Origin of the sequence: Pseudomonas sp. AKS31 (assembly GCF_023634765.1) — a bacterium.
In the GTDB taxonomy this organism is placed as follows: domain Bacteria; phylum Pseudomonadota; class Gammaproteobacteria; order Pseudomonadales; family Pseudomonadaceae; genus Aquipseudomonas.
The window spans coordinates 477,745-490,540 of the sequence record NZ_JAMLFX010000002.1; the positions used below are offsets into that span (position 1 = coordinate 477,745).

The following is a 12,796-nucleotide window of genomic DNA, read 5'->3' on the forward strand; positions in this document are numbered from 1 at the left end:
TGAACTCATGCTTGTGTTAAGTGTTGGATAAAGAGATTGACCGGGACATCCCCCAGCGCGTCGCTGATATTCAGCTCCCTGTTTTTTGTGACTGCGCGGCTTGAAAAAAGTCCCTTCAGGTTTGTCGCAGAGGCGGCGAACGGTAAAACCACCCGCGTATCGCCCCAGCGCAGCGCATCGACCTGAGGTACAGCACCGTTTTCCAGCAGGGTGGCGCAACGGACCGGTACGATCACGATGGCCTGCTTGCCCTCGTGCTCACGGGCAAATGCGAGCACGTTGTGCGCCTGACTGCCGAGCACTTCCAGGGCCTGGTAAGTGCCCCGGCGGAACAGCTCGGCATGCTCGACCCGCAAGTTCAGCACTTCGGCGATCAAGGCTTGCTTGATGCGCCCGTCACGCCAGTTCGCCAGCAGTTCCACAGGTGGCAATGGCGCGTGCAAGGCCTGCTCGCGAGCGGGGTAATCCACCGGCCGGCGATTGTCCGGATCGACCAGGCTGAAGTCCCAGAACTCATTGCCTTGATACAGATCCGGCACCCCCGGCACGGTCATGCGCAGCAAGGTTTGCGCCAAGCCATTGAGCGCGCCGGCCGCAGCAATGCTGTTGACGGTCTTGCTCAGCGCGGCGCGCAGCAGCTCGCCTTCCTCTCCGGTGAGGAGCTTTTCGGTGAACGCTTGCGCGGCGTTTTCATAGCTTTCGCTCGGCGCGCTCCAACTGCTTTGCAGTTTCGCTTCACGCAAGGCTTTCTGTTGCCATTGCCAGATGCGCTTGGCGTAGTCGGCGAAACCCGCCTGATCGTCGTCACGCAATTGCAGCGGCCAACTGCCCAGCAAGGCTTGATAGAGAATCAGCTCATCGCCGCTCGACGGCATCTGATCGTCGACGCGCACCGGGCGGGCGAGGGCGCGCCACAACTCGATCTGCTCTGCGTACCAATGGCTGCGCTCGCTGAGCACGGCCAGACGTGCGCGGGTGTCTTCGCCGCGTTTGTGATCGTGGGTCGCGGTGGCCAGCAAGTTGTCGGGGAATTCACTCAGCCGTTGCTGATTGACCGCATGAAAATCGCTGAGCGGGGCGCTGAACTGCTCGGTGTTGTAGCCCACGTCATTGCGCGACAGCAGCACGGCCGAGCGATACAGCGCAGTGTCTTCCACGGCTTTGGCCGCTGCCGGTGAGGTCAGTTGCTGAAAGCGTACGCAGGCATGCTTGAGAATCTTCCGTGAGCGACCGCGCGGTTTGCGCCGCCACGGTGTGCCACCAAGCCACGCAGCGACGCAATCGAGCACCGGCCAGTCGCCTTCACCGAGTGTTTGCCGCGCACCGTCCATGGCGTGCTGGAAGAACTTTTCGTCCTGCTCGGAGCGGCCCATCGCGCTGATATAAGTGCGATACACCGGGAAGTGCACGATCAACGCCTGCAACACCCGGCGGATCGCACCGAGGGTCAGGTCGCGGGTCATCAGGTCATCTCGGGCGACTTGCAGCAGGGCCTGGGCGACGCTTTCGCAATCACTGGCCAACGAGCCGTTGAGGATCTGCTGACGCGCCAGTTGTGCTTCTTCGATGAACGCCGCCGGGCGTTCGGTTCGCCGTTGCCAGAGATCACCGAGCACGTGTTCGCCCTCCAGATCGTGTTGCAGCAGCGACAGCTGATTCATGAATTCATAACCGGTGGTGCCGTCCACCGCCCAGTCGCGGTGCAGGGTTTCGCCGGCGCCGAGGATTTTCTCGACGTAGATCGGCAAGTGCCTGCCCGGCGCCAGCAGATCAACCCGGCGCCGCAGTTTGCGGCAGTAACCGCGCGGATCGGCGAGGCCGTCGATATGGTCGATGCGCAAACCGTCGACCAGCCCTTCGGCAATCAACTGGAAAATCTTGCCGTGGGTGGCTTCGAACACCGCCGGACGCTCAACGCGCAGCCCGCCAAGCTCGTTGATGTCGAAAAAGCGCCGCCAGTTGATGTCGTCCGCCGCCGTGCGCCAACTCGCCAGGCGATAGCTCTGACGCTCCAACAGTTGATGCAGCTTGTGGAAGCCTTCTTCGCTGGTCGAATCGTAATGCTTGAGGTTGTTTTCGATGGCCTCGGCGATTGACGGATGACTCGCCAGTTGGCGCAATTCTTCTTTGAGCGGAATCGCCAGTGAATGGGCATCGGTCTGATAGCTGAGGGCGCTGAAACGATCGGCCAACGGCTTCAACGCTTCCTCGGCCCTCAGCAGCTCACCGTAATCATTCGGGCAGATCGGAAAGTGATGGTCGTAGTGCTCGACATGGAAGCCGCCAGTTTGCGCATTGAAGTGCAGTTTCAGCGTGCCTTCCTGCAAGGCCACGCCGTAATCGCTGCCGAGGAACGGCAGCAGCAACTGGCCTTCCATCAGCGGGTCCGGCGAGTGCCACTGAATGTCGAAGAACTCGCCGTAAGGGCTCAGACGTCCCCATTCCAACAGATCGAGCCACCACGGGTTGTCGCTGCCACCGACCGCCATGTGGTTGGAGACGATGTCGAGGATCAGGCCCATGTTGTGTTCGCGCAGGGTGCTGACCAAGCGCCGGAGCGCCGGCTCGCCGCCAAGCTCCGGGTTGACCTGGGTCGGGTCGACCACGTCGTAGCCGTGCATCGAACCGGCCCGCGCCGCGAGCAGCGGAGAGGCGTAGATGTGGCTGATGCCGAGCCGGGCGAAGTACGGCACCAATGGCACGGCGTGTTCGAGGGTGAAGCCTTTATGAAATTGCAGGCGCAATGTCGCGCGCAGGGGCTGGATGAGCGCTTGGTTCATTGGTCACGCTCGGCAGCCTGGAGCCTTGCGCAGGCGAGTAATTCCAGACGTCGCGCCGCGTCCGCGCCATCGAGCAGCGACTCACTGGTCCCGGGCAGACGCCGTGACCAGTTCGGATGGGTGTCGATGGTGCCCGGCAGATTGGATTGCTCATTGATGCCCAGCGCATCTTCCAGCGGCAACAGCACCAACGGCGCACGGGTGTGGCCGAGGAAACGCACCGCGGCATCGACCACCTGATCGGCCTCGTGGGATTCCTCGCGGAAGTTTTGCGGGTCCTGGCTCAATGCGCTGCGCAGGCCTTCGCGCTCCCGCTGACGGTGATGGCGCCATTCGATTTCGCCGTTGGCGTCGACGAAGCCCAGGCGGGCGTTCCAGTCGATATCGCGGCCATGCCACCAGCCGTTGAGCGTCGGCAGATCGTGGGTGCTGGTGGTTGCCAAGGCGTTGTCCGGCCAGTCGAGAATCGGTTTGAAAAAGGTGTTGTCCTGTTCGAATAGCAGCACGCGCATGCCGAGCATGGAGCGGGCGATAAGCTTTTCACGCAGGCCATCGGGTACGGTGCCAAGGTCTTCACCGAGGACGATGGCCTGGTGGCGATGGGACTCAAGGGTCAGCAGACGCAGCAAGTCATCGACCGGGTAATACAGGTACGCGCCATCGGCCGGCGCGGCGCCGTTGGGGATCACCCACAAACGTTGCAGGCCCATGACATGGTCGATGCGCAAGCCGCCGGCGTGGGCGAAGTTGGCGCGCAGCATGTCGATGAAAGCGCGGAAGCCATTGCGAATCAGGCCTTCGGGAGAGAATGCGGAAATCCCCCAGCCCTGGCCCGAGCGATTGAGGATGTCCGGCGGTGCGCCGACGGTCAGTGAGGCGAGCAGTTCATCCTGAAAGCTCCAGGCCTGACTGCCGGCGCCATCGGCGCCGACCGCCAGATCGGCGATCAGGCCAATGCCCATGCCGGCGCTGCGGGCGGCGGTTTGCGCGCGCTCCAGGCAACGGTGGATCAGCCATTGGCAAAAAGCGAAGTAGCCGATGCGTTCGGCGTATTCCTCGGCAAACGCTTCGAGCGCCGCACCGCGTGGGTCGTGCCAGTGTTCCGGCCATTGCCGCCAGTCGAGGTTTTCGCCCCGGGCGGCGCGCATTTCCTGAATCGCTTCGAAACGACAGTGGTTTTCCAGCGCTTCACCACCGGCATGGCGGAAACTGGCGAAGTCCGCGTGCAGCGGATGCTCACCGGCGATAAAACCCTCGTACAACGCCTGCAGGAGTTTTTGCTTGGCCTCGGCCGCGCTCGGCCAGTCGATCAGGGTCAGGTCTTCCAGTTGCGCAAACTGTTCGGCGAGGCCGGTCGCGTCGATCGCATCACGCAAGGCGCGCTCACCGAGAATTGCGCCGGGGGCGGCGTACAGGGGATTGAGGAACAGCCGACTGGACGGCGAATAAGGGCTGTAGCGCCCGTTGTCGGCGCTGAACATGGCGTGTAACGGGCTGATCGCCAGCGCATCGGCGCCGCGTTCACCGGCCACGCGAACCAGGTCTTCCAGCGCTTGAGTGTCGCCGAAGCCACCGTCGCCGGCGCGGCGCAGCGAATACAACTGCGCACTCAGGCCCCACGCCCGCGGAATCGGGTTATCGACCGCATCGCCGACGCTGAAGCAACGTTCCGGGGCCACGGCCAAGGTGAAATATTGATCGCCGATGTGCACCTGTTGATAGCCGACCGGAATCAGCCCCGGCAATATCGCTTCGGAATCGAGTTTCAGATTCAGCCGCGAGCCGTCTTCAAGGTGAATTTCACACGGGGTTTGCGGGGCGAAATACCGACCCAGATCAAGGCCGACGCCGACATCGCTGGTGAGTAATGGCGGGAGGTGGCGGTCTTGTTGCGCCGCTTGCAGTTCCAACAGGCTGGCGTCGATTTCCTGCGCCGTGCTGGCGGGGTGGCCAAGTCCGATCAGGACATTGCGCAGCACTGCCGGCGCGACTTTTTGCGGGCGACCGTTGGCGTCGATCCAGTCGACGGCAAGGCCGGCGCGGCTTGCAAGTATTTCCAGTTGCGCATCGCTCATAGGCGCTCTCCATCCAGAGGTTGCAAAGGGGTTGCGGCCGTGAGGCTGACAAGCGCGCAATACGCGGGCAGTTCGCCCGATTCCGATAGATCGATGCTGGATGGCTGTTGAAACAGCCATACGGCCTCGGTCTGTGGAGGGTTGACCACTGGCGTGTCGCTGAGGTTCAGGTCAATTCGCAGCTCGCTGCCATTGCCCAGACGCCAGCGCGCACTGACCGCGCCATAACCGAGCATATGGGCGCCGAGCGCTTGCGTGCCGGACAGATGGGGAATGATGTATTGATGGCGAAATTGCAGCAGCTTCTGGTACAGCGCGAGGGTTTCCTGCTGTTTCAGGTTGCCATTGCCGATCAACCTGGGTTGTGAGGCGTGGAAGGTTTTTTCGGCATTCGGGTCGGGAATCTGCTCGCGCTTGTGCGGATCGGTGAAGGCGCTGAATGCGGCGAATTCATTGCGGCGTCCCTCACGCACCAGTTCCGCCAGTTCGCCGTGGTGACTGGTGAAAAACAGGAACGGCTGCTCGGCGGCGAACTCATCGCCCATGAACATCAGCGGAATCATCGGTGACAGCAGCAACAACACGGTCGCTGCCTGCACGGCGCGCGGATCGGCCAGATGATGCAGGCGTTCGCCGAATGCGCGGTTGCCGATCTGATCGTGGTTTTGCAGGAACAGCACGAACGCCGTGGAGGGCAGGTGTTCGCTGGGCTCGCCGCGCGGTTCGCCGTGGCGGGTGATGTGCCCCTGGAAAACAAAACCCTGACTGAGGCAGCGCACCAATTGCTCGGTGGGTTGGGCGGCGTAGTCGGCGTAATAGGCGTCGGTTTCGCCGGTGAGCAGGACGTGCAGGGCGTTATGCCCGTCGTCATTCCACTGCGCGTCGTAGTCGTATTCCAGCAGGCTCGACTGGTTGAGTTCGTTTTCCACGGTCAGCCAGACATGCCGGGTGGGGTCGATCTGTTGACGGATGCGCTGGGCCATTTCGCTGAGAAAGTCCGGATCCTCGATGGCATGTACAGCGTCGAGGCGCAGGCCGTCGAAGCGGTATTCGAGCAGCCACATCAGCGCGTTTTCGATGAAGAACTCGCGCACTTCGCTACGGCGGAAATCGATCGCCGCGCCCCACGGCGTGTGCTTGTCCTCGCGGAAAAAGCCTTTTGCATAACGATGCAGGTAATTGCCGTCAGGGCCGAAGTGGTTGTAAACCACGTCGAGAATCACCGCCAGACCGTGACCGTGGGCGCTGTCGATCAGGTGTTTGAGTTGTTCCGGCGTGCCGTAGGAGGCTTGCGGGGCGTAGGGCAAAACACCGTCGTATCCCCAATTGCGTTCGCCGGGGAACTGCGCCAGCGGCATCAGTTCGATGGCGGTGACGCCCAAGCCTGCAAGGCGCGCCAGATGTTGTTCGACTTCCGCGAAGCCGCCGAGCGCACCGACGTGCAACTCGTAGATGACTGCTTCGCTCCATGGCCGGCCGTGCCAGGCAGTGTGTCGCCATTGATAGGCCAGCGGATCGACCACCACGCTGTGGCGGTCGAGGTCACCATCCTGGGCCCTGGAGGCCGGGTCCGGCACCTCCAGTTCGCCGTCGATGTTGTAGCGATAACGGGTGCCCGCCGGACAGCGGGCCTTGAGCACAAACCAGCCGTCTGCCTGAGACAGCATCGGCAGCGACTGGCCATTTTCAAGTTCGACACTCACGTAAAACGCATCCGGCGCCCATAGCGCAAACTGCGTGTGTTCGGCGTCCAGCATGATCGCGCCGTGGGGCCAGGTTTCAGTAGACCGTAACGGCATCGTGGTGAACCTCCCTGGTTATTTGTGGTGAGCTTTACCCAGCGCCTTGGCGACCAGTCGTTCGTAGAGGTCGGCGTACGGTTCAACCGCTTTGCACCAGTTGAACGGCGCAGCCATCGCCCGGCAGCGCATGGCATTGAGCAGTTCGGGAAAGGCGAACACCTTGAACGCGCGGCTCAGGGCCTCTTGATAGCTTTCAGCAGTGGACTCATCGAAAAGGAAACCGGTGACCCCGTTTTCAATGGTGTCGGCCAGACCGCCGGTATTGCGCGCCACCGGCAGCGAGCCGAAACGCTGCGCATACATCTGGCTCAGACCGCAAGGCTCGTAACGCGAAGGCATCAGCAGGAAATCGCTGCCGGCGAACATGCGTCGGGCGTCGGTTTCATTGAAGCCGATGCGCACGCCGATCTGCCCGGGAAAGCGCAACGCCAGTTCGCGCATGGCTTGTTCTTCTTCCGGCTCGCCGCGACCGATGATGGCGATCTGGCCGCCGTTCTGCACGATGTACTCGGACACCGCGATCGTCAGGTCGAGACCTTTTTGATAAACCAGTCGCGACACCACGGCGAACAGCGGGCCGGTGGAATCATTCAGGCCGAACAGTTCGCGCACATGGGCAGCGTTGACCGCTTTGCCGTCCCAGTCGCCGATGGCAAACGGTGCGAACAGGTGCGGGTCGGTGGCGGCGTCCCAGCTTTCATCAATGCCGTTGGGGATGCCGCTGAGCAAGCCTTGCTGGGTCTTGGCGGCGAGAAAACCGTCGAGGCCGCAGCCGAAATCCGGGGTGGTGATTTCCTGCGCGTAAGTGGCGCTGACCGTGGTGATGTGGCTCGAATACGCCATGCCGGCCTTGAGGAACGACATCTTGCCGTAGAACTCCATGCCTTCCTGTTGCAGGGCATGGGCGGGAATGCCCAGCTCAGGGCAGGAGCCGAGGCTGGTCACGCCTTGATAGGCGAGGTTGTGAATGGTGAACAGGGTCGGCGTGCGCTGCCCGCGCCAGTGCATATAGGCAGGCGCGAGACCGGCCGGCCAGTCATGGGCGTGCACCAGATCCGGGCACCAGTGAATCTGTGCAAGGTTGGCGGCGATGTCGGCGGCGGCCAGGCCGAGGCGGGCGAAACGGATGTGGTTGTCCGGCCAGTCGCGACCATTATTGGCGCCGTAAGGCGAGCCTTCGCGCTCGTAGAGTTCGGGGCAGATCAGCACGTAGATAACCAGACCGTCCGCCATGTCCATGCGCCCGATCTTGCACGGTGGCAGCGCTGCGTGGCCGCCCAGTTCGCCGATGATGTGGATCGGGTTTTCGCTGTGCATCACCTGCGGGTAACCGGGGATCAACACGCGCACGTCGTGCAGATGGGCCATGGCCCGGGGCAGGGCGGCGGAAACGTCACCCAGACCACCGGTCTTGACCAGATCGGCGATTTCCGAGGTGACGAACAATACTTTCTTCTTGTTGGGGTTCTGGCTCGCTACCGGAGTCAGCGTTTTGGTGCCGGGGACGTTGATCTGTCGGCTGCCAGGAACACTGATGGTGCTCGATTCACCAACCGCCTGCTGAGCACGCTCTCCCTGAATTTCCAATGCCGCACTGATCATGTGAATCTCCCGTCTCGTTGATCTGATTCTTGTCTTGAACAAGCGATGTCCGTAGCCAAGTCCTGTGGCCGGGCGCAAACGCGCCACGCATCGGTGAGCAAACGCTACCCAACACGCGCAAGCAGAATGGGTGAACGGGCCGTTGCAAGGATTGCACCAGTCGCTATGGCCCTGTCTTTCAGATGACCTGCCGCCGCGCGCAAAAGTTTCGACTTTTTTTCGGCAATGTGACCGGTCGGTTTTACCCCGCGAACGTCAGTCTAGGCCAGATCCTAGAGCGGGCCAGAGCAAATGGGTAAATTGTTCGACAATCGGTGGGTAGTCCGCGCCAAGCGTGCTTTTGAGGGGGAAACGCACCGACGAAGTGCAGGTTTTTTTGTGAGGGGGGGCGAAAACGGTGACTGATCGGTCACGAATTTGTGCTAGCGAGAGATGTGGCTGCACTGTTGTGGTGCGGGCAGTTTGTTGATGGGCTGACCCCAGACAAAACCTGTAGGAGCTGCCGAAGGCTGCGATCTTTTGATTTTGCCTTTAAAAGCGAAGATCAAAAGATCGCAGCCTTCGGCAGCTCCTACAGCGGGGTTAATTTAACGCACGGATTGGATTACCAGCCGCCCAAGCCTGAATATCCTCGATCATCTGCGAAAAGAACTGCTCATAATTCTGCCGGCTGACATACCCGACATGTGGGGTCGCCAACACATTGTCCAGTGTGCGAAACGGGTGCATCGCTGGCAGCGGCTCCTGTTCGAACACATCCAGCGCCGCCCCGCTGATCTGCTGTTTCTGCAACGCCTTGATCAGCGCCGCCTCATCGACAATCGGCCCGCGCGCGGTGTTGACCAGCAGCGCCGTCGGCTTCATCCAGCCCAGTGCCTGCGCATCGACCAGCCCGCGACTGCGCTCGCTGAGTACCAGATGCACCGACAGCACATCGGCCTGCTCGAACAGTGCCTGCTTGCTCACGTACGTCACGCCAGCCTGTTCAGCGCGTTCGGCCGTGAGGTTTTCGCTCCAGGCAATCACTCGCATGCCGAACACCTGAGCAAACTGCGCGACGCGCTGACCGATACTGCCCAGACCGAGAATCCCGAGGGTCTTGCCGTGCAGATCGCCGCCCAGCCCTTGTTGCCAATGACCGGCGCGAAGGGTGTTGGCCTCATTCACCAGATTGCGCGTGGCCGCCATGATCAGCGCCCAGGTCAATTCAGGCGCGGCGTGCTTGTAACTGTCGGTGCCGCAGACCTTGATGCCCAGCCTGGCGGCCGCTTGCATATCCAGCGCCGCGTTGCGCATGCCGCCGGTGACCAGCAATTTCAGGTTGGGCAAGCGCTTGAGCAAGTCTTCGTCGAAGCGCGTGCGCTCGCGCATCACGCAAATCACTTGATAGCGGCCCAGGCGCTCGGCCAGTGTGGCGTTGTCTGCCGGGTAATCGTGCTCGAACGTCACTTCACCCAGACTCTCGAGCACCGACCAGTCGACCACGTCGCGGGCCACGTCCTGCCAGTCATCGATCACTGCAATCTGCACCGCCATCAGCCTTACCTCATCAACGAACGGGATTGGATGTATTCAGCCAGTCGAGCAGGGCCTTGTGGAACTGCGCCGGCTCTTCCATTTGGGGCGCATGACCCATGCCGGGAAACTCCACCAGCGTCGACTGCGGGATCAGCTTGGCGACTTGTTTGCCGAGCACGTCGTAGTGGCCGATTTTTGCTTTCACCTCAGGCGATGCGAGGTCCTTGCCGATCGCCGTGGTGTCGGACGTGCCGATCAACAGCAGGGTCGGCATCTTCAGATCCTTGAACTCGTAGTACACCGGCTGGGTGAAAATCATGTCGTAGATCAGTGCCGAGTTCCACGCGACCTGAGTCTTGCCCGGGCCTTTGCTCAGCCCGGCGAGCATGTCCACCCAGCGATCGAATTCGGGTTTCCAGCGGCCATCGTAGTAAGTGGTTCGTTCGTAATCGCGAATGCCCTGGGCGCTGACTTTCAGTTCGCGCTGATACCACTGGTCCACGGTGCGATAGGGCACGCCGAGGGCTTTCCAGTCCTCCAGACCGATCGGGTTGACCAGCGCCAGTTGCTCGACCTGCTCAGGGAACAGCAAGGCGTAACGGGTGGCGAGCATGCCGCCGGTGGAGTGACCGAGCAGCGTGGCTTTTTGAATGCCCAGTGCTTTGAGCAACTGCTGGGTGTTGGTCGCCAGTTGCTGGAAGCTGTACTGATAGTGGTCGGGTTTGCTGGAGGTGCAGAAACCGATCTGGTCCGGCGCGATCACCCGGTAACCGGATTCGCTCAATGCCTTGATCGAACTGTCCCAGGTTGCGCCGCAAAAATTCTTGCCGTGCATCAGCACCACGGTGCGGCCATTGGCCTTGCCGTGAGCGGCGACATCCATGTAGCCCATCTGCAGGGATTTGCCCTGGGATTGAAAGGCAAAGTGTTTAAGCGTGTAAGGGTATTCGAAGCCTTGCAGTTCCGGGCCGTAGGCCGGGCCTTCCGGCGCGGCTTCGCCTGACGTCGCGGCTTGCGCTGACAGGGGCAGGGCGGCGCAGAGGAGCAGGCCGGGGAGCCAACGGGAAAACATGACAGACATAAGGTCAAACTCCGTTTGAAATCGGCCGATGCTGGAATGACTGGATTACGCCGACGTTAAACACAGGCAATGCCCGCACCCGATCGTTCAACCCAGCCAGCCCACCGTCAGCATGGCCAGCACGGCGTAACGCGCACTTTTGGCCAGGGTGACGATCAACAGAAACCGCCCGAGCGGTTCGCGCATCACGCCGGCAATCAGTGTCAGAGGGTCGCCAATGATTGGCAACCAGCTCAGTAGCAACGACCAGTGACCATAGCGCTCATAGTGTTTGCGCGCCCTGGCCATGTGCGCGGCGCTGACCGGAAACCAGCGCCGATCCTGAAAGCGCTCGAGGCCACGGCCCAGCCACCAGTTGACCAGCGAGCCGAGTACGTTGCCCAGCGTCGCCACCGCGAGCAGCCCCCACAGCCAATAACGCTCGCTGACGATCAGACCGACCAGCAACGCCTCGGACTGCAGCGGCAACAGGGTTGCCGCGCCGAATGCGGCGAGGAACAGCCCGCCGTATGCCGCGCCGATCAATGGGCCGGGTAATCCGCCACGACCACGTCAGCGCCATCCTTCTTCAGGCCGATAACCTGATAAGCATCGCTCATGCCGTCCATTTCCATGCCCGGCGACCCCATCGGCATGCCCGGTGCGGCGACGCCGAGCAGATCGTCACGCTTGCTCAGGGCCAACACCTGATCCGCCGGCACATGGCCTTCGACGAATTTGCCGTTGATGATCGCGGTATGGCACGAGGCCAGACGCGGTGGTACGCCATGTTGCTGCTTGAAGCTGCTCATATCGCTTTCGACGTGATCTTCGACTTTGAAGCCGTTGGCTTCGAGGTGGCTGATCCATTTCTTGCAGCAGCCGCAATTGGCGTCGCGGTGGACTTCGATCGGGATCAGATCGGCGGCCTGGGCCAGGGAGGAGATGAACAGGACGCTCAGGGCGGCCAGACGCAGATAGGTTCGCATAACGGATTCTCGGCTCGGGTGACGATCGGAAAGCAGGCATTTTGACCGGTTTTTCCCGCCGGGCATCAACGCAATGTTTCCAGTTGTTGCAAGGCGGACGGGCAGGATGATCGTAGATCAACGCTGACAGGTTGCTGAGCGCGAGATGACAATGTTGTCAGCCTACAATTGTATGAACCCCGTCGCCCCCTGTGGGAGCGGGCTTGCCCGCGATGGCGGCAGGTCAGTCAATGAGGTTGTGTCTGACCGGGCCCCATCGCTGGCAAGCCACACAGGGGTTATGTGACAGGCAGAAATCTCTGCTGGGATCAGCGTACTTTGAAACGTCCCATGATCGCGCTCACCCGGCTGTTGGCTTCAAGCAATTGATGGGTATTCAGTTCGCTGGCTTTGCCGCTCTGCACCAGCTCATCAACCATGTGGCGGATCTGCACCATGCTGCGGTTGATCTCCTCGGTCACCGCGCTTTGCTGCTCGGCAGCGGTGGCGATCTGCGTGCTGAGGCTGTTGATGTGGCTGACCGAACCGGCCATTTCATCCAGACCGGAGTTGACCCGTGCGGTGGCGTCGGCGGCGGACTGGCAACTGGCCTGGGTGTTTTCCATGGCGCTGACCGACGAACTCACACCTTGAGTCAAACGCGTCAACATCTCGTTGATTTCCGAGGTGCTGGCCTGGGTGCGCGCGGCGAGGGCGCGGACTTCATCGGCGACCACGGCGAAACCGCGGCCCTGTTCACCGGCGCGTGCCGCTTCGATGGCCGCGTTGAGCGCCAACAGGTTGGTCTGCCCGGCAATCGCGCCGATCACCCCGAGAATTTCGGTGATGCGCTGGGCGTCCTGCTGCATGTTTTCGACTTTGTGTGTGGCGCTGGCCACTTCATCGATCAGCGCCACGACACTGTTGGTCGCTTCACCCACCACCACGCGGGAACGGTCGGCGTTTTCGTTGGCGCGTTGGGTAAACGCGG

General features: G+C 61.7%; 8 protein-coding genes and 1 pseudogene. All 9 read right to left on the reverse strand.

The features are described from left to right. Positions 1 to 5 precede the first annotated feature (5 nt). Entirely contained in the window at positions 6 to 2,780 is a 2,775-nt protein-coding gene (locus M9827_RS08215) for a malto-oligosyltrehalose synthase (RefSeq protein WP_250604963.1), read from the reverse strand. Continuing rightward, positions 2,777 to 4,855, reverse strand: a complete 2,079-nt coding sequence (malQ, locus tag M9827_RS08220) for a 4-alpha-glucanotransferase (RefSeq protein ID WP_250604965.1) — start codon at positions 4,853 to 4,855, stop codon at positions 2,777 to 2,779. The genes M9827_RS08215 and malQ overlap by 4 nt, the downstream gene beginning before the upstream one ends. Next, positions 4,852 to 6,654 (reverse strand): malto-oligosyltrehalose trehalohydrolase, encoded by a 1,803-nt coding sequence (treZ, locus tag M9827_RS08225; protein ID WP_250604967.1) that lies wholly within the window; start codon positions 6,652 to 6,654, stop codon positions 4,852 to 4,854. The genes malQ and treZ overlap by 4 nt, the downstream gene beginning before the upstream one ends. Before the next feature lie 18 nt (positions 6,655 to 6,672). Further along, entirely contained in the window at positions 6,673 to 8,259 is a 1,587-nt protein-coding gene (gene glgA / locus M9827_RS08230) for a glycogen synthase GlgA (protein WP_250604969.1), read from the reverse strand. Positions 8,260 to 8,841: 582 nt separating this feature from the next. After that, complete coding sequence (locus tag M9827_RS08235; protein ID WP_250604971.1) at positions 8,842 to 9,795, reverse strand: D-2-hydroxyacid dehydrogenase family protein; 954 nt, start codon at positions 9,793 to 9,795, stop codon at positions 8,842 to 8,844. Between the two features lie 13 nt (positions 9,796 to 9,808). Continuing rightward, the gene (locus tag M9827_RS08240) at positions 9,809 to 10,858 is read right to left on the reverse strand and encodes an alpha/beta fold hydrolase (protein ID WP_250604973.1); all 1,050 of its coding nucleotides are present in this window, start codon (positions 10,856 to 10,858) and stop codon (positions 9,809 to 9,811) included. Between the two features lie 87 nt (positions 10,859 to 10,945). Further along, positions 10,946 to 11,380, reverse strand: a complete 435-nt coding sequence (locus M9827_RS08245) for a YqaA family protein (protein WP_250605465.1) — start codon at positions 11,378 to 11,380, stop codon at positions 10,946 to 10,948. After that, complete coding sequence (locus M9827_RS08250) at positions 11,380 to 11,826, reverse strand: DUF411 domain-containing protein (RefSeq protein WP_250604975.1); 447 nt, start codon at positions 11,824 to 11,826, stop codon at positions 11,380 to 11,382. The genes M9827_RS08245 and M9827_RS08250 overlap by 1 nt, the downstream gene beginning before the upstream one ends. A 308-nt stretch (positions 11,827 to 12,134) precedes the next feature. Beyond that, positions 12,135 to 12,662: pseudogene (locus M9827_RS27955) on the reverse strand (methyl-accepting chemotaxis protein); the annotation flags it as partial. Positions 12,663 to 12,796 lie beyond the last annotated feature (134 nt).

Excerpts from the sequence above, each read along its gene's own strand:
- M9827_RS08215 (WP_250604963.1), bottom strand. The coding sequence starts at position 2,780 with ATGAACCAAGCGCTCATCCAGCCCCTGCGCGCGACATTGCGCCTGCAA.
- M9827_RS08240 (WP_250604973.1), bottom strand. The coding sequence starts at position 10,858 with ATGTCTGTCATGTTTTCCCGTTGGCTCCCCGGCCTGCTCCTCTGCGCC.
- malQ (WP_250604965.1), bottom strand. The coding sequence starts at position 4,855 with ATGAGCGATGCGCAACTGGAAATACTTGCAAGCCGCGCCGGCCTTGCC.
- treZ (WP_250604967.1), bottom strand. The coding sequence starts at position 6,654 with ATGCCGTTACGGTCTACTGAAACCTGGCCCCACGGCGCGATCATGCTG.
- glgA (WP_250604969.1), bottom strand. The coding sequence starts at position 8,259 with ATGATCAGTGCGGCATTGGAAATTCAGGGAGAGCGTGCTCAGCAGGCG.
- M9827_RS08250 (WP_250604975.1), bottom strand. The coding sequence starts at position 11,826 with ATGCGAACCTATCTGCGTCTGGCCGCCCTGAGCGTCCTGTTCATCTCC.
- M9827_RS08235 (WP_250604971.1), bottom strand. The coding sequence starts at position 9,795 with ATGGCGGTGCAGATTGCAGTGATCGATGACTGGCAGGACGTGGCCCGC.